Source organism: Rhizobium sp. 01T437, assembly GCF_056398505.1.
The window spans coordinates 151,154-166,720 of record NZ_JBFTPM010000001.1; the positions used below are offsets into that span (position 1 = coordinate 151,154).

Genomic DNA, 15,567 nt, shown 5'->3' on the forward strand with positions numbered 1-15,567 from the left:
CGGCGTGCCGCGCAGAGGCGCGGCAGCCTGGTGCTGACGGCGTGAAGGTCAGGCGCCCTTGGTGACCTTGGCAGCGCCCCAGAGCGAGCCGGGATTGGCACGGTTGGGGTGGAGCGCCAGCATGGCGTCGAACAGTTCTCGCGCCGTCGTCGTTTCCAGCTCAAGCCTGTTGAAATCGCGCAGATATTGCTGGGTCTCGTCGATGATATGAGGATCGTCGTCATTTTCGGGGATCTTGTGGCCGGCGACGACGGCCTTCGGCGTCAGCTCTTTCAACTGATCCAGCGTTTCGATCCAGTGCAGCCGGCTCTCGCGCGTGGTTTCGCCGAGGTAGCAGTGGATGCCGTTATAGACGACGTCGCCGCCGACGATCAGCCCAATCGAGGGAACGTGGAGGGCGGTCGAGTGCGACATGTCGGTATGGCCGGCATCGACCGGGATCAGCTTGTGGCCTTCAAGATCCAGGTCCGGTGCTTCAAGGACATCGGCGACAGCCATGTTCTCGGCGATTTCGCCGGGGAAGAGTTTGCGCCAGAAGCCATCGAGCATGTCGGGTGCGCTCTGGCGACGCATCGCTTCCACCACATCCGATATGGCGTAGGCCTTCGCATCGGGGAAGCGTTTCAGCAGAGCACCGATGCCGAAGAAGTGGTCGCCGTGACCATGAGTGATGTAGATCGCTTTCAGCCGCTTGCCGCTCGCTTCCACCCAGTCGGCGAGCGTCTTTGTCTGCGGTTCGGTCAGGAAGGTATCGACGAGCACGGCATCGCGTTCGCCCGAGATCAGCGTGGCGGAATTGGCGACCCACTGAAGGGATGGATCGCCAGCCGGCACATCGCGGCTAAGGCCGGGGCGGCGGATTGTCAGGACATCATAGCGCAGGCTGGGAGTGGGGCTTGAGGTCATGGTGGCAATTCCTTGAAAAAGTTGGAGTTAAGGCGGCTGAGCGGGCGGGAAAGCCCTTGATTTTTGTGGTCTGGCAATAAATACATGACCAGTCGTCTTTAATTATTCAAGAGGAAACGAACGTGGAAAAGCAGACCCGCCGCGGCCCCAAGCCGAATATGCAAATGCGGGAGAAACTCATCGAGGCGGGTCTGAAGGAGATCCATGCCAACGGGTTTGTCGCGACCGGGATCCAGAAGATCGTCGATGACATCAAGGTTCCGAAGGGCTCCTTCTACAATTATTTCGACAGCAAGGAGGCTTTCGGAGCGGAGGTTTCCGATCGCTATTCCGAGCAGGCGCTTGCCCGGCTCGTGGGCTTTCTTGCCGATGCCGACAAACCGCCCCTTCGCCGCCTCAAGGCCTATTTCGACGATCGCGTCGCATCCTTTGCCCTGAGAGGTCATGCGCAGGGCTGCGTGCTCGGCAATTTCAGTGCCGAGACGGTCGACCATAGCGAGCTGATCCGCCAGCACGTGGCAGCGCATTTCGGCCGCTGGAGCGAGGTGATTGCGGCTTGCCTGGCCGAAGCGCAGAGAGACGGCACACTAACCAGCGAGCTGCCGGCCGGGACACTTGCCGATTTCATTCTGAACAGTTGGGAAGGGGCGCTTCTGCGCATGCGCGCCGAGCGCAACGGGGCGCCGCTCGAGACATTCAAGCAGATGGTCTTTGGCGTGCTGCTCCACGGCAAGGCGCATTGAAGGCTATTTACCTCGCGACATGCTCTGCCGCTTCCTGCAGGACAATCCCGACGTCCGCGGGGGGCGAGGGCGACGAGCTGCTGATGACCGTCATCTCCCGCCGCTACAATTGCCGGGCGCAATAGGCGTCAGGCATTGCTGACAAGGATGGCGCCGCCGACGATAAGCAGGGTGCCGGCAGAGAGTTTCATGAGATCGACCTGCGCAGCCTCCCCCAGAAACACCGCGCCGACGGCCAGCGTCACCGGCACGTTGCAGCTCCAGATCGGCGCGAGTTTGGAGACCGGCACGCCGTAGGCAAAGAGCGCGAAGCTGATGAGGCCGGTGCCGAGGGCGAAACAGAGGCCGGCGATGGCGGCAGAGCCGATGCCTTCTGCCGTCCAGGGCGCGGGGCGCCAGATCAAGGCGGAGATCCCGCCCGCTACCGCAAGCGTCAGGCCGAAGGCAATGAGATAGGCGGAGGAGCCGGCGCCCGATACGGCGCTCTGCTTCTGGAAAATAGCGGTAATGCCCCAGAGAATGGCGGGGGCCACGCCGCCGACGAACAAGGGCCAGAATGCAGTCATGATAAAACTCCTGTCGCACCGGACACGCTGAGGCCTTCAGGGAAAGCGATCGGGATGTGGTGCCACCAGACTAGGAGTTTCTTCTTGTTCTTTGTGGTCTTGTTGTTTTGCTGAAAATTGGCAGATTCACGCGCCGTCAGCAAGCAGCCGGATGGCTGTCACGCCCTCTTTTCTGCCTGGGCGGTGGCCATGGCGATCTCGCCGACCTCGGCCAGCGTCACCTTCTGGAATTCCCGCTCCAGCGCCTGCTCGGCGCTTTGATAGGCAAGTTGCAGCTTGGCATTGGCGGCGCGTTCGACCGGGCAGGAAGGGTGATCGTTGGAGAGCGGCGCATCCAGAATGGTTTCGCCCTGCAGCGCGCGCTGCACATCCAGAATGGTGATCTCGGAAAGCGGTCTCGTCAGCGACCAGCCGCCGCCGCGGCCGCCCTCGGATTCGACGATGCCGTGCTGGCGCAGCGACGCCATGGTGCGGCGAACGACGACGGGATTGGTGTTGAGCATCTGGGCGATGCGCTCGCTTGTTTCCCGGCCGCCAAGCAGCCCCATATGGACGAGGACATGGATCATCCGCGCCAGTCTTCCGTCTTGCCGCATCTGTGTTTCTCTCCATAGCGTAACAAATAGTGTTACGGTATATTGACTCCCGTTTTCTGTAACGTAAAAAGATACGGAATTAAAGATTCGATGTCGCCCGGAAGCGATTTTTCCGAAGGCGACGGGCTAATTATCGAGGAGGCAGCGATGCAGCAGCGCGTGATTGAAACCGCAACCTTGAGGATGAACATTGCCGAAGCCGGCGAGGGGCCGTTGGTGCTGCTCTGCCATGGGTTTCCGGAGACCTCGCATGCCTGGCGCCATCAGATTACTGCACTTGCCGGGGCGGGCCTCCATGCCGTGGCGCCCGATATGCGCGGTTATGGCCGAACGGAAAGCCCTGATGAGACCGGCGCCTATACAGTCTTCGATCTCGTGGCCGACATGGTTGCGCTCGTCGATGCGCTTGGTGAGGAAAAGGCAGTCATCGTCGGCAATGACTGGGGTGCGACGGTTGCCTGGCAGGCCGCACTGATGCGGCCGGACAGGTTCCGGGGCATTGTCGCGATGAGCGTTCCTCTCATGGGCCAGCCGCCCGTGCCGCCGACGAAAATCTTTCCGGCGACAACGGATCACCTGCTCTATGTGCTCTATTTCCAGGAGCCGGGATTGGCTGAAGCCGAGTTCGAGCGGAATGTGGATGTCACGCTGCGCAAGATCTATGGCGCCGCCTGCGGCGAGGCGGGTCCAAGACTGCCAGGCGACGGAACGCCCAATCCGTTTGGCATGGTCTCGCGCGCATCCGGTCTGCTTGCTGATCTGCCCAACGGGGAAACGCTGCCCAGATGGCTGCCGCAAGCCGACCTCGATGTCTTTGCCGATGCATTCAAGGCGTCAGGCTTTCGCGGTGGGTTGAATTATTACAAGAACCTCGACCGGAACTGGGAATTGCAGAAAGCTTTGGCGGGGCTGAAAGTCGAGGTTCCAGCGCTGTTCATGGCTGGCGAGCGTGACACGGGCCTTGCCATCCCCGGTATGCGGGAGATTATCGATGCGATGCCACGGCTCGCGCCTGGCCTCAGGGCGACGCAGTTCGTGCCCGGTGCGGGCCATTGGCTGCCGCAGGAACGGGCGGAGATCGTCAGCCGCGCGATTATCGATTTCGTGCAGGCTTTGTGACCGGTTTAATGCCCGTCATCCAGCATCGCCTCGAGCGTGGCGATCAGTTCGTGGCTGCCATCGCGATCATCGGCAATGGTCTGGAAGACGCCGGCCATGCCCTTGAAGATGAGGGCAGCCGGATCGTCGGCTCCGAGGAACTCGGAGATTTCTTCCATTTCCGCCACCCAGCGATAGGCCTTCGGAAACATGTCCGGGATGGACTGGCGCAGCCGCTTCAGATGCTCGGCCTGGCTTTCGGCCAGTTCCACCTTCAATGCCTCGCTGGCACCGGAGCGCGCAGCGGCAAGGAGCATGGCGGCGGAGAGGCCGGTGATGCCCTTGTTGATGCCGGCATAACACATCTTCAAGGCGGAGGCGGCTCCAACAGGGCCTTTCACACGGCGGATCTTCAGGCCGAAACGGGAGAGGAGATCGGGTTCGCCTGCGAGATCGCCGCTGAGGCAGACGACCGGGCCGGCCTTGCCGGGAACCGGCGGGCCGCCGATGATCGAGCCGTCGAGGACCTTGGCGCCCGTGGAAGCGAGGCCTGCGGCCAGCTTTTCCATGGTCTTCGGGCTGATGGCGTTGAGATCGACGAAGGGCGGCTTCTTGCCGCTGTCGCGCAGCACCGGAGCAATGAGATTCGCGACTTTCTGCGCTTCGGCCGGCGGAACGATGGAGAGGATGATATCGGCCTCGGCGAATGCCGAAAGCGGGGCGGCGGCGAGGCCCGTTGCGCGGGCGCGTTCGATCGTCGCTTCACTGCGTCCATCGAGAAAAGTGATGACCTTGGCGCCGGACTCGGCGAGGCGGCGGCCAACGGCGCTGCCCATGGCGCCGGCGCCGAACAATGCAATGGTGATGGACATTGGCGGATGTGACCTCTTTGGCGGGATGCGGAGAGACTAGGGCGGGATGGCCGATGCCGCAAGGCAGGTGCGGCCTTCAGCCCGCAGCCGGGCCGTCCGGCGAAGCTCCTATGCCGACGACAACGGTCCGCCACTTGTCGCCCGTTGCTCGAAGGCGTCGATCATTGCGCTGACTTTCGGAGAATCGTCTTCGGATATTTCGGCCCAGCGCGCGGCGCGCTCCTTGCCATCATGCGAGATCCGCAGCGCCGCAATGATCTGATAGCGCCAGAAGGGACGAAGCTGGTGCCATAGCGGTAGAGACCGCAATGCCTCATGCAGCGCACCGCCGCGCTCGTGGCTTCCGGCCAGAATCTGGGCCGCGACGATGAATATCCGTTCGATCTCGTCGGCCGCTTCCTCGTCGGCATGGCGGAGCTGCTGGACGGCATTCTTCGGACGCGCCCACGCAAGCGCCAGGGCGCTGATGCCCCGAAAATAGGGATTGGAGTCCGTGAGGCCGCTCGCCGCCCGTTGGGCTTCGTCCGCTCCGTTTCTCAGAGCAAGGGACACGAGCATCTGGCCACCGATTTCAGAGGTGTCGTCGGATTTGGGCTGAATGAGTTCCTTCTCGTTCGGCCATTCGGTTCCAAAGCCGTAGAGCACGGATGCGGCCCAATGGCCGCCGATACTGTAGCTGCGCCCGGTAAATTTCTCCGCGACAAAAATGGCCGTCGCCTCGGAGCTGATATTTCCGAGACAAATCCCTGCTTTCCAAGAGATATCGTCACGAGCATCAAACAGGCGGGAGGCGACGGCGCCGATCGAGCGCTGGTTCCTCAGATGCGCGAGCGCATCGAGGGCCATCCTGGCATAGGGGCCTTCGGGACGCGCAAGCCAATGTTTTACAAGCGCATCGGCCGCAGCCGGCTTCAGGTCGCGAAAGCCCGCGTCGATGGCATTCTCGGCGGACCATGATTTCCCCTGCTGATCGCATAACTCATGGAACTTCGTGAGGAAATCCAGTTCGCTCTCGTCGCCGGTCACAGCAAAGCCGCGTGCCAGCGCTTCGCAGACATAAGAGAAGAGTTTTCCGAAGGAGTAATCGTAAACTTCCGCGTTTTGATCGGTGCCACCAAGCCGGTCGAATTTCGCGAGGTCGGCGAGTTCCCACCTGATATCGGAACTATATCCGGTGTACCCGGTCGCCTCGATTGTCAGGCGCGTTGTATCGAAGTTCCCGCTTTGCTGCAGTATTCCGAACAGCGTATCCTTGATCTCCCCGGACGGTGGTCGGAACGCCGCAAAACATGGCGCTGCCGCAGTCTTCTGGTGCCATTCGCCATTGCGGATCGCATCGATGAGCGGCGCGACCGCGTCATGACCGAGTTTCCTGCACAGCTTGCGCATGCGAAGCGTCTGCTGAACCCTGAACTGGCCGGCACCTCTTTCCAGAAGCTTGGCGATGATGTCTGCCCCTCGCTCAGAAAGCGGCTCGATTACCTTGTCGCCTTCGACGGGATCGGTGTCGAGAAAGATTTCCACCAGGGCATTCGTATCCAATTGCAGTAATACCGGCGCCGGCTGGGCGATGGGAACGCCGGGCTGCTGGTCCTGCTTCAGCGCTTCGGATGCTTCCCTGATCGCGGCCGCGTTGGGGTTGCGGGCGATGATGACGGGAGTCGTTTCCTCCTTGACCGAAAGCCTCGGCTGCATCGGCGCCTCGTATTCGGCGACGCGGCTGCAGGCATAGGCATGAAGATCATGGATCGAGATCGCCTCCTTGTTCGGAGCCGCTTGCCCGGTCTGCAGCCCTTCCACAAGGCATCGGGTGAAGATCGAACGTCCCTCGACTTCAAAGGCGCTCTGGTTTGCTCCTGATGCGGCCAGCACGAATTGACCGTAGCCGCCCGGATCGAGGTCATCCGGCATGAACACGACGCTGTCGCTGGCCTGTTTCGCTTCCAGGCCCATATAGGCGCCACTGTGGCAGCAGTCGAGGATCAGGATCTGGCGCTTCGCGAAGCTGTTTCTCATCGCGCGCTTGATGAAGTCGGCGTCGATGGAGCACGGAGCAGGATTGCTGACCTTTGTTCCCTGCAAGGCAAGGTAGAGATCGCCGAAGAGATCGCGCAATCCGTGGCCGGTATAATAGATCAGCACGAAATCATCGGGCTTGCGCATCAAGAAGTGATTGCTGATGCCGGTTCGCACTTCCTCCAGACCCGCATTAATCATAGGCTCGACCTTGAAGCCGCCGATCAGCGGATTTTCCAGCACCTTTCCCAGATCAAGGACATCTGCGGTGGGAGCGGTCAGTTTATGAAGATTTTTGTCATCGAATTTATCGTTGGCAATGAGAAGAGCAAACCGATCGGCCATCGAAGCGCCAAGCCTCCCAAGTGACGTGCAGCCCTGTAACTGCTATACTACCTTGGAGAGAATTTCACAATCTGAAGACTATTCTCAAGGGGGAAGAGAAATGACCGGTATTGTTACATTCAATACAGAACACGGAGCTATTGCCTTCGAGGTGGAGGAAGCGGTGGCGCGCGAAAACCTCGTCATGCAGCAGCACGGCGGATTTGTCCCGAAGGGCGTGGCGGCCGATGCCGGCGAGATCGTCGCTGCGTCAGCTAAATCCTTCACGGAGGCGATGTCGACGTTCAAGGCCTATGTGGCGAACCTGCAGGATCTCCTGTCTGATCTCGCCGTCGCTCCCTCGGAAATGTCGCTTGAACTGGGGCTGAAGCTGACGGGTTCGGCGGGCTTCGTAATCGCGAAAGCCGGCGCAGAATCGGAGATCAAGATCTCCTTGTCCTGGAAGAACGAAAAGACCGGATAGTTGCCGGTCAGTCGCGCATCCTGAGCTCATCCGTCTGCATCTGCAAGGAGCCGAGTGTCTCAAGGAAACTCATGCCGAGCAGGCTCTGGTCGAGCCTGCCGTCTTCGGCAACGGACGCGGCGACATTGCTGCGCACGATCGGGCCGATCGCGACCTGATCGAGGGTAACAGGAGCGGCGCGAGCGCGGCCGTTGGCGGTCATCACTGTCATGGAATAGGTGAGCTGCTTCGGGTCTATGCCGATGCGCAGCGCGTCGGCATGCGAGAGCGCCACCATGCTGGCACCGGTATCGACCAGCATCGGTACCGACTGGCCGTTGACCGAGACCTCGGCCTCGAAATGGCCGTTCAGCATCTTGTGGACGATGACTTCCTGCCCGCCTTCGCTGGTTGTAACCACCACGGCGCGGCCGGGCACGAGGCCGGCAAGCAGGCGATTGCCGACGGCCGTCGCATCCTGGCGGTAAAGGTAGGCGGTGGCGAGCGCCAGGATGATGACGAGCCAGATCATCAGTTGGCGCAGGGTCTGGCCGATATTCTGGCGGCTGCCCCAGATGCCGGCTGCCAGCATCAGAGCGATTGGCAGCAGGTAGACGAAGCGGCCGAAATCATCGCTTTCAAGGCCCATGATGCGGCTCTGGTCATTGTTGAGGAGCAGGACGGCAAGGCCGATGACAATGACGGCAAGCAGGACGATGAGGCGCATCAGCCGATGGCCTCCAGGGTTTTCGTCGATACGGGAGCGAGTTCCGCGAGGCGGGTCGGCAGGTTTTCCATGATGGTTTCGCGCTCCTCGTCGGAAAAGCGCATCCAGCCGGCAATTTCATCCGTTGTGCGGCCGCATCCGGTGCAAAGACCGGTGAGAGGATCCAGGGAGCATACGCGGATGCAGGGTGTTCGCATGGGCGATATATCGTGATTTCAGAGGGCCATGGCAAGGGCGCAGAAGGCTGCGACCTCGCAAATCTGCTGGTTAGCGCCGAGCGTGTCGCCGGTGTGGCCGCCAAGCCTGCGGCGGATGAACCAGGTGAAGGCAAGCGTCGCGAGACCGGCGGCAAGAAGGGCCGAGACGAAGGGCAACAGACCGAGTGTCGGCCAGATGAGAATAGCGGTGATAAAGCCAGCGGTGACGAGGGCGATCTGCATCGTCACCTCGGCGGGGCTGCCGGCCGAGGCTGCAAGCCCATCCGGCTTTGCAGCGGGAAGACGCTGCCAGTGCCAGGCAATGGCCCCGCGGCTGAGTGCGGCAACGGCTGGAATGGCAAGTGCCGCGGCAAAAGGCGATGCTTCACGCGCAATGGCGGCAAGTGCCGAGGCCCGCAGGGCGAAAGAGAGGATGAGGGCGATCGCGCCGTAACTGCCGATGCGGCTGTCTTTCATGATGAGCAGGCTCTGCTCGCGGGATTTGCCGCCGCCGATACCGTCAGCCGTATCGGCAAGCCCGTCCTCGTGCAGCGCGCCGGTCAGGATCGTCTGCACGGCAAGCGCTATCAGTGCGGCCATCAGACGGTCGGCGCGAAATGCCAGCATCAGCAGCAAGACGAGAGCGGGCAGGGCGCCGATGAGGAGCCCGGCCAGGGGGAAGACACGGACCAGCCGGCCAAGCTTGCCGTCATAGCCGGTAAAGAGCCATGGCGGCACGGGAATGCGGCTCAAGAAAGCCACAGCGCGCGCGGCATCGACCGCGATGTCCTTTATCATTCCTGGGATCATTCTCTGCTGCCCCCGCCTCTCCGCGGCGTCTTTGTCTCCCTGCGGCTTTTGGCGCTGTGTGCTTTTTCACATTGTTCGCCTGGGCCGCTCGCTTTAAGAGAGTCGCCACGCAAAGAACCCGATTTGCCGGGAAAAGACAAGAATACAAGGAAAGCCATTCAGATGAGCGTTTCAGGCCTGCCGTTCGACGATTTTCGCGCCCTTCTTCGCGACCTGCCGGGACCGGATGCCCGCGCGCTGGTCGCCGCCCGCGAACGCGACGCGCAACTGACGAAGCCGCCGGGTGCGCTCGGCCGTCTCGAGGAAATCGCCTTCTGGCTCGCCGCCTGGACGGGCAAGCCGCCCGCCGTCAACCGGCCGCTGGTGGCGATTTTCGCCGGCAATCATGGCGTCGTGCGGCAGGGAATCACGCCTTTCCCGCCTGAAGTGACACAGCAGATGGTGGAGAATTTCGCCGCCGGCGGGGCTGCGATCAACCAGATCTGCGTCGCCTATGACCTGGGACTCAAGGTCTTCGACCTGGCGCTCGATTACCCGACTGGCGATATCACCCAGGAAGCAGCGCTGACCGAGCGCGATTGCGCCGCCACCATGGCCTTCGGCATGGAAGCGATTGCCGGCGGCACGGATCTGCTCTGCATCGGCGAAATGGGTATCGGCAATACGACGATCGCGGCTGCCATCAACTATGCGCTCTACGGCGGTACGGCGCGCGACTGGGTCGGCCCCGGCACGGGTTCCGAAGGCGAGATGCTGGAGCGCAAGATCGATGCCGTCGAGCGCGCCGTGGAACTGCACAGCGATCATCTCGACGATCCCTTGGAAATCATGCGCCGGCTCGGCGGTCGCGAAATCGCGGCCATGGCGGGCGCCATCCTTGCGGCGCGCATGGAGCGTATTCCCGTGCTGATCGACGGCTATACGGCGACGGCTGCCGGCGCGATCCTGCGGGCGGCCAATCCGTCTGCACTCGACCACTGCCTGATCGGCCATGTCTCGGCCGAGCCGGGGCATCTGCGCGCCATCGAACAGCTCGGCAAGACGCCGCTTCTGGCGCTCGGCATGCGGCTTGGCGAGGGCACTGGTGCAGCGCTCGCCGCCGGTATCGTCAAGGCGGCTGCCGCCTGCCACTCGGGCATGGCAACCTTCAGCCAGGCCGGCGTTTCCGGCAAACACTAGGGCTCGAACTTCAGCTCGCGGAAGCGGGGGCGAACTGTGGCAGATCGCTCCCGCCGCTGGAGAAGGTGAGTCGCCCGCCGCACTGGCCACGGCCGATGCGGATCGGGGTTGCGCCAACATATTCTGGACCGAGTATGCGAGTGGCGCTTCATCTCGGTCACCGCGGGGCGTGTTTTCAGACATTTTGGCGAAAGACGACCGGTATCATCCGGACATTGTTGACCTGGATCAAGGATCATCGGCACGAAAAGACCACACTAGCGGTGTCGTCATGGTCGCATGGACAGGTCCGTTGATCGTCGCTATCTTCAATTTCATCAGCCAGCGCTTCGGCTGATCAGGGGAACGGAGCCGCACTTCATGGCCGCCGACCGCCGCAGGTTCGCATGGATGAACGCAGTGCTGACTGTCCTGGTCACGCTCGTGCTTGTCTTCGCGCCGACTGCAGGGGCAATGGCGATGAAGTGCTACGAACGTCCGGCTCACGCGCACCACGGTGTCGAGCGCAGCTTGATCCAGGAGGGCGCCAAGGCCTCGCTCCAGGGCGGCCTTCACATTCCCGACCATAAGAGCTGTTGTGCCGTTTCGTGCGGCTTTTGCATCGTCCTGATGAATATCGACAGAACGGAAGCTCCGGCAGCCGGGGGGTCCTTCCTCCGTTTCGCATGGGGCGACCAGACCGGCCGCGGCCTGACGCTCCCGCCCACACTCGGTCCTCCTCGTCTTTCGGTCTGAGGATGCCGGAGGCCGCCTCGCCGCGGCGTCCGGTCGATTCCGCGGGCGCCGCAGGTAGCCCAAGACCAACGGTCGGCATTGCCGATCTGCAAGCAAGGATCAAATACAATGAAACGCCGTGATTTTCTCAACGGCCTGACGGTCGGCGCAGCAGCGCTCGGCATGTCGGCCGTGCTCCGTCCCATCCGCAGCTTTGCGCAGGACGCCAAGTCTTCATCTCTACAGGACGCAACGCCTCGCATTCTCTCCACTGGCTACCGGACTATCGACGTCAAGGGCAGGTCCGCGCGCGTCTTCGGCCTCGTTCAACCTGACGGCAGGCTGGGACTGACACTTGACGCCGGAACCGATTTCGACGTCGCTCTGTCGAGCGCCATCGATGAGCCGACCCTGATCCACTGGCACGGATTGACGCCGCCATGGGCGGCCGACGGCGTGCCCGACAATCCGGCCGCACTCATCAAGCCGTCCGAAACCCGCCGCTACACCTTCCCGGTCGGCGCGGGCGGCACGCACTGGATGCACGCCCATACGCTGCAGGAGCAGAACCTGCTTGCCGCCCCGCTGATCGTGCGGACCGCTGATGATTTGAAGCGCGATGAGCAGGAGGTCGTCGTCCTGCTGCACGACTTCTCCTTCCGGTCGGCGGAGGAACTGCTGGCGAAGCTGAAGGGAAATGCCGCGCATGGTGTCATGCCCATGGACCACGGCTCGATGCAGGGAATGGCCGGCATGCAGCACATGATGTCCGGCAACAGCATGGCAGGCATGGCCATGCCGGGAATGGCGGCCATGGACCTCAACGACATCGACTACGATGCCTATCTCGCCAACGACCGCACGCTCGACGATCCCGAGGTCGTCACCGTCGAGAAGGGCGGTCGCGTGCGCCTGCGCTTCATCAACGGAGCCACTGCGACCGCCTTCACCATCGACACGGGCAGCCTTGCCGGAGAACTGGTCGCCGTCGACGGGCAGGGCGTGCAGCCGGTTGCCGGCACGTCTTTCCCTGTTACCATGGGCCAGCGCCTCGACATCCGGCTCAGCCTTCCGAAGAACGGCGGGGCCTTTCCCATCCTCGCGCTGCGCGAGGGGGCCGTGGAACGCACGGGCATCGTCCTTGCCACCGCGGGCGCGAGCCTCCGCAAGATTGCGGTCGAGGGTGAGGCGAAGGGGCCGGTTCTCGGGCTGGATTTGGAACAGCGACTGCGTCCCGTCGGGCCGCTGGCGATCCGTGCAGCAGACCGCCGCTTCGAACTCGCGCTGACGGGCGACATGGCCGCCTACACATGGGGCATTAACGGGGCGGACGGTCTTGTCGTGAAGCGCGGCGAGCGGATCGAAGTCGCGATCACCAACATGTCGATGATGGCGCATCCGATGCACCTGCACGGCCACCATTTCCAGGTGATCGGCATCAACGGAACGCCAATCGCCGGCGCGGTCAGGGACACGGTCCTGCTGCCGCCGATGGCGAGTGTCGTCCTCGCCTTCGATGCCGACAATCCCGGTCGCTGGCCGCTTCATTGCCATCACCTCTACCACATGGCGTCGGGCATGATGGCCTATGTCACCTACGATGGCATCGGCTGACGCACGTCGATTGACGAGGCGGCCGGCGGCGCGTCCGCCTGCCACCGCCACCACATTCGAAACCGTCCTGTTCCGCTTCACGAAGCAGGCGCTGATACTGACCAAGCCAAAGGAGAAACGACATGAGAACGACGAGAATTCCAAACGCGGTCCTGCTGGCCGCGCTGATTGCGATCGGCGGAGCCGATTCCACCTTTGCGCAGACGAGCGAGACGGATGCCCATCATCCGGCGAACATGTCGCAGGCGAGCCCACCGTCGGGAATGGGGGACATGATGGGACAAGACCAGGGGGCAATGCCGGGCGGACCGGGGATGATGCCTGGCGGCATGATGGGTGGGCGCATGATGGGACCTGGCATGATGGGCGGCGGGATGCCGATGATGCGAGGGTTCATGATGAAGATCATGTTCGCGATAGCCGATACCGATGAGGATGGCGCGTTGTCATTCGAGGAAGTGACGGCCATCCATAAGCGGATATTCGACGCCGTGGACGCGAATAACGACGGCAAGGTTACACCGGAAGAGATACAGGCGTTCTGGCTGCAATAGGTTCCGGTTTCGGATAATCCGATGCTTGAACAGGAAGAGCGGCGGATGCTATCTGCCGTTCCCGGGCGGCGCATTGCTTGCGCTGCGATCGGGGAAACGGTATCTGCGTATCCGCTTATAAATGAAAGCGTCGGCAAAAAGACCGGCGTGGAGGAAACGAGGCGCCTTTGACGAAACCTGCCGTGACCAAGGAAACGGGATTTCGCCATTTCGTGGCAGCGGCCAGCTATTCGTGGGCAGGCTTCCTGCGGGTCTTCAGGGAATCGGCCTTCCGACAAGAGATCGGCTTCTTCGCTGTGGCGCTGATTGCGCTTTTTCTCGTCGGTGCGGATGCCACGGAATTTGTCGTCACGACGGTGCTTTTCCTCGGGCTCTTTTCCATCGAGGCGATGAATACAGCGGTCGAGGAAGTGATCGACCGGATTTCACCCGAGATTTCCATCGTCGGCAAACATGCCAAGGATCTCGGCTCCTTCGCCGTCACCTGCATGATCGCCGCCTGCTGCCTTTATCTTGGCTTCGTCATCATCAGGCATCTGTTCTTTTAAATTGTGGGATGACTAAGCGAAGCTGCGACGCTTCTTGGTGACCGGCTGAGCTTCTTCCACCGCCGGGATGCTCTGCAGCACGCGCTTGGCCGGCAGGATGGCGATGACTTCGGTGCCTTCGCGCAGCCTGGATTTCAAAATGAATTGACCGTCATGCTTGGCAAGGATCGCCTGAACGATCGGCAGGCCGAGGCCGGTGCCCTGTTCGGCGCTCTTGATGGCGATCGAGCCCTGACCGAAGGCCGACAGCACGACCGGGATTTCGTCTTCGGGAATGCCGGGGCCATTATCCCTGATGGAGATGTACTGGCCGCCGCCGGCCGTCCAGCCAACCTTGACGTTGATTTCTCCACCCTGAGGCGTGAATTTCACAGCATTGGAAAGCAGATTAAGCACCACCTGGCGCATGGATTTCTCATCCGCCCAGATCGCCGGAAGCTGGCGCTCGACCTGATCGTGGATGGTGATGTTCTTGGCGCGGGCGCGAAGTTGCACCATGCCGATGCAGTCCTCTGTTATATCGAGCAGAGAAATCGCCTCTTCGCTCAACTCATACTTGCCGGCTTCGATTCGCGACAGGTCGAGGATTTCGTTGATGAGATCGAGCAGATGCTGGCCGGAGCGATGGATATCGCCGGCATATTCCTTATAGGTCGGATTTGCGAGCGGCCCCATGACCTCTGCCGACATGACCTCGGAGAAGCCGAGGATGGCATTCAGCGGCGTGCGCAGCTCATGCGACATAGAGGCGAGGAAGCGCGACTTGGCGAGGTTTGCCTCCTCGGCACGGCGGCGAGCCTCGTCCGACATGGATTTGGCCACTTCCAGCTCGGCGATCAGATCGTCCTTTTCCGACTGGAAAGACAGGATCCTCAGGCTGAACTGGAAGAGCCGGTCGCTGATGTAATTGAAGAAGACCACCGTCATGGTGAAGACGCCGGTCAGGGAGAGTTCAAGAATATCGCGCGACAGGCCGCTCTTTGCGGCAAGCGCTACGACCGCAGGCGCAAAGCCGACGAGTACGGCGCGCGTCAGCATGAAATTCGACATGGTCGTGACCGACAGCGCGATCAGCAGTGTGGCACCCTTATAGAGCGTGAAGCTCGAAGGTTCGCAGGCCGAACAGCCCTGCAGGGCAAAGACTGCCCAGCAGCAGCCGATCAGGAACTGGCCTGCCAGCAACAGGTTGCGCCAGCGGCGCACAGCTTCTGCGGTAATTTCCTGTTTCCTGGCGCGGCGGGCCAGAAGAATATTGACGGCATGGCAGGTCAGTGTCAGCAACGCCCAAAAGAACAGGCTCGCATCCTCGGTGAAATAAGTGCCGAGTGCTGCAACGATGATGACGAAAAGCGGCATGATCGCCGCGCCCTGCAGGACCGCAGCGATATACATCTGCAGCACATCACGATCGAAGGCGGAGCTGGAGGCATGGCCGGACTGCAGGCGTTCACGCGTCTGCCGCACGGCCTTGGAGACCGCCTTGTTGCGGTGGCCGCGCGATTTGTCGACAATGATCTTGTCGGTCGATGTGCTGACGCCGGTACTCATGTGCACGTTGAAATTTGTCCCGCAGATGAATAAGAGCTTAACCGGAAAGTCTTAAGAAGATGTTTGCCATCTTTGCCAAGGGTTTGTTTTGC

At 61.7% G+C, this 15,567-nt stretch carries 17 protein-coding genes; 8 read left to right on the forward strand and 9 right to left on the reverse strand.

Annotated elements, in window-relative coordinates; translation table 11 throughout:
* Window positions 1-48: 48 nt before the first annotated feature.
* Window positions 49-906 carry an MBL fold metallo-hydrolase gene (locus AC1DM5_RS00810; RefSeq protein ID WP_477821262.1) on the reverse strand — a complete coding sequence of 286 codons (858 nt, stop codon included), beginning with the start codon at window positions 904-906 and terminating at the stop codon, window positions 49-51.
* A gap of 122 nt (window positions 907-1,028) precedes the next feature.
* Between AC1DM5_RS00810 and AC1DM5_RS00815 the strand changes: the two genes are divergently transcribed.
* A complete protein-coding gene (locus AC1DM5_RS00815) occupies window positions 1,029-1,649 on the forward strand; it encodes a TetR/AcrR family transcriptional regulator (RefSeq protein WP_477821263.1) in 621 nt (206 codons plus the stop codon).
* A gap of 128 nt (window positions 1,650-1,777) precedes the next feature.
* Here AC1DM5_RS00815 and AC1DM5_RS00820 read toward each other — a convergent pair whose 3' ends face one another.
* Together AC1DM5_RS00820 and AC1DM5_RS00825 are read right to left on the reverse strand one after the other, a co-directional pair.
* Window positions 1,778-2,215, reverse strand: coding sequence for a hypothetical protein (locus AC1DM5_RS00820; RefSeq protein WP_477821264.1), 438 nt, complete (start codon window positions 2,213-2,215; stop codon window positions 1,778-1,780).
* 158 nt (window positions 2,216-2,373) lie between these two features.
* Complete coding sequence (locus tag AC1DM5_RS00825) at window positions 2,374-2,811, reverse strand: Rrf2 family transcriptional regulator (RefSeq protein ID WP_477821265.1); 438 nt, start codon at window positions 2,809-2,811, stop codon at window positions 2,374-2,376.
* Between the two features lie 147 nt (window positions 2,812-2,958).
* On the opposite strand from AC1DM5_RS00825, the gene AC1DM5_RS00830 reads away from it, so the two are divergent.
* Complete coding sequence (locus tag AC1DM5_RS00830; RefSeq protein ID WP_477821266.1) at window positions 2,959-3,930, forward strand: alpha/beta fold hydrolase; 972 nt, start codon at window positions 2,959-2,961, stop codon at window positions 3,928-3,930.
* 5 nt (window positions 3,931-3,935) lie between these two features.
* Here AC1DM5_RS00830 and AC1DM5_RS00835 read toward each other — a convergent pair whose 3' ends face one another.
* On the reverse strand, window positions 3,936-4,781 hold the full coding sequence (locus AC1DM5_RS00835) for an NAD(P)-dependent oxidoreductase (protein ID WP_477821267.1): 846 nt from the start codon (window positions 4,779-4,781) through the stop codon (window positions 3,936-3,938).
* Between the two features lie 108 nt (window positions 4,782-4,889).
* Window positions 4,890-7,142 (reverse strand): caspase family protein, encoded by a 2,253-nt coding sequence (locus tag AC1DM5_RS00840; protein WP_477821268.1) that lies wholly within the window; start codon window positions 7,140-7,142, stop codon window positions 4,890-4,892.
* Between the two features lie 100 nt (window positions 7,143-7,242).
* Here AC1DM5_RS00840 and AC1DM5_RS00845 point away from each other — a divergent pair, with 100 nt between their 5' ends.
* Window positions 7,243-7,605: a CU044_2847 family protein gene (locus tag AC1DM5_RS00845; RefSeq protein ID WP_477821269.1), complete on the forward strand. Its 363-nt coding sequence runs from the start codon at window positions 7,243-7,245 to the stop codon at window positions 7,603-7,605.
* Between the two features lie 7 nt (window positions 7,606-7,612).
* On the opposite strand, the gene AC1DM5_RS00850 is transcribed toward AC1DM5_RS00845, so the two are convergent.
* From AC1DM5_RS00850 to AC1DM5_RS00860, 3 genes are read right to left on the reverse strand one after another with little or no spacing between them, the layout of a single operon-like run.
* Window positions 7,613-8,314 carry a TIGR02281 family clan AA aspartic protease gene (locus AC1DM5_RS00850; RefSeq protein WP_477821373.1) on the reverse strand — a complete coding sequence of 234 codons (702 nt, stop codon included), beginning with the start codon at window positions 8,312-8,314 and terminating at the stop codon, window positions 7,613-7,615.
* A complete protein-coding gene (locus tag AC1DM5_RS00855) occupies window positions 8,311-8,508 on the reverse strand; it encodes a DUF1289 domain-containing protein (protein WP_477821270.1) in 198 nt (65 codons plus the stop codon). The genes AC1DM5_RS00850 and AC1DM5_RS00855 overlap by 4 nt, the downstream gene beginning before the upstream one ends.
* 18 nt (window positions 8,509-8,526) lie before the next feature.
* A complete protein-coding gene (locus tag AC1DM5_RS00860) occupies window positions 8,527-9,306 on the reverse strand; it encodes an adenosylcobinamide-GDP ribazoletransferase (RefSeq protein ID WP_477821271.1) in 780 nt (259 codons plus the stop codon).
* A 174-nt stretch (window positions 9,307-9,480) separates the two neighbouring features.
* On the opposite strand from AC1DM5_RS00860, the gene cobT reads away from it, so the two are divergent.
* The 5 genes from cobT to AC1DM5_RS00885 all read left to right on the forward strand — a co-directional run bounded on the left by cobT (window position 9,481) and on the right by AC1DM5_RS00885 (window position 13,927).
* Window positions 9,481-10,497 carry a nicotinate-nucleotide--dimethylbenzimidazole phosphoribosyltransferase gene (gene cobT / locus AC1DM5_RS00865; protein WP_183734779.1) on the forward strand — a complete coding sequence of 339 codons (1,017 nt, stop codon included), beginning with the start codon at window positions 9,481-9,483 and terminating at the stop codon, window positions 10,495-10,497.
* Between the two features lie 360 nt (window positions 10,498-10,857).
* Window positions 10,858-11,232, forward strand: a complete 375-nt coding sequence (locus tag AC1DM5_RS00870) for a hypothetical protein (RefSeq protein ID WP_477821272.1) — start codon at window positions 10,858-10,860, stop codon at window positions 11,230-11,232.
* A 108-nt stretch (window positions 11,233-11,340) separates the two neighbouring features.
* A complete protein-coding gene (locus AC1DM5_RS00875; protein WP_477821273.1) occupies window positions 11,341-12,825 on the forward strand; it encodes a multicopper oxidase family protein in 1,485 nt (494 codons plus the stop codon).
* A 122-nt stretch (window positions 12,826-12,947) separates the two neighbouring features.
* Entirely contained in the window at window positions 12,948-13,379 is a 432-nt protein-coding gene (locus AC1DM5_RS00880; RefSeq protein WP_477821274.1) for an EF-hand domain-containing protein, read from the forward strand.
* Window positions 13,380-13,546: 167 nt separating this feature from the next.
* Window positions 13,547-13,927 carry a diacylglycerol kinase gene (locus AC1DM5_RS00885; RefSeq protein ID WP_477821275.1) on the forward strand — a complete coding sequence of 127 codons (381 nt, stop codon included), beginning with the start codon at window positions 13,547-13,549 and terminating at the stop codon, window positions 13,925-13,927.
* Between the two features lie 12 nt (window positions 13,928-13,939).
* Here the strand turns inward: AC1DM5_RS00885 and AC1DM5_RS00890 are convergent, their stop codons facing one another.
* On the reverse strand, window positions 13,940-15,475 hold the full coding sequence (locus tag AC1DM5_RS00890; RefSeq protein WP_477821374.1) for a sensor histidine kinase: 1,536 nt from the start codon (window positions 15,473-15,475) through the stop codon (window positions 13,940-13,942).
* Between the last annotated feature and the right edge of the window lie 92 nt (window positions 15,476-15,567).

Excerpts from the sequence above, each read along its gene's own strand:
- AC1DM5_RS00875 (WP_477821273.1), top strand. The coding sequence starts at position 11,341 with ATGAAACGCCGTGATTTTCTCAACGGCCTGACGGTCGGCGCAGCAGCG.
- AC1DM5_RS00810 (WP_477821262.1), bottom strand. The coding sequence starts at position 906 with ATGACCTCAAGCCCCACTCCCAGCCTGCGCTATGATGTCCTGACAATC.
- AC1DM5_RS00825 (WP_477821265.1), bottom strand. The coding sequence starts at position 2,811 with ATGCGGCAAGACGGAAGACTGGCGCGGATGATCCATGTCCTCGTCCAT.
- AC1DM5_RS00860 (WP_477821271.1), bottom strand. The coding sequence starts at position 9,306 with ATGATAAAGGACATCGCGGTCGATGCCGCGCGCGCTGTGGCTTTCTTG.
- AC1DM5_RS00845 (WP_477821269.1), top strand. The coding sequence starts at position 7,243 with ATGACCGGTATTGTTACATTCAATACAGAACACGGAGCTATTGCCTTC.
- AC1DM5_RS00835 (WP_477821267.1), bottom strand. The coding sequence starts at position 4,781 with ATGTCCATCACCATTGCATTGTTCGGCGCCGGCGCCATGGGCAGCGCC.
- AC1DM5_RS00840 (WP_477821268.1), bottom strand. The coding sequence starts at position 7,142 with ATGGCCGATCGGTTTGCTCTTCTCATTGCCAACGATAAATTCGATGAC.
- AC1DM5_RS00880 (WP_477821274.1), top strand. The coding sequence starts at position 12,948 with ATGAGAACGACGAGAATTCCAAACGCGGTCCTGCTGGCCGCGCTGATT.
- AC1DM5_RS00890 (WP_477821374.1), bottom strand. The coding sequence starts at position 15,475 with ATGAGTACCGGCGTCAGCACATCGACCGACAAGATCATTGTCGACAAA.
- AC1DM5_RS00855 (WP_477821270.1), bottom strand. The coding sequence starts at position 8,508 with ATGCGAACACCCTGCATCCGCGTATGCTCCCTGGATCCTCTCACCGGT.
- AC1DM5_RS00870 (WP_477821272.1), top strand. The coding sequence starts at position 10,858 with ATGGCCGCCGACCGCCGCAGGTTCGCATGGATGAACGCAGTGCTGACT.
- cobT (WP_183734779.1), top strand. The coding sequence starts at position 9,481 with ATGAGCGTTTCAGGCCTGCCGTTCGACGATTTTCGCGCCCTTCTTCGC.
- AC1DM5_RS00820 (WP_477821264.1), bottom strand. The coding sequence starts at position 2,215 with ATGACTGCATTCTGGCCCTTGTTCGTCGGCGGCGTGGCCCCCGCCATT.
- AC1DM5_RS00830 (WP_477821266.1), top strand. The coding sequence starts at position 2,959 with ATGCAGCAGCGCGTGATTGAAACCGCAACCTTGAGGATGAACATTGCC.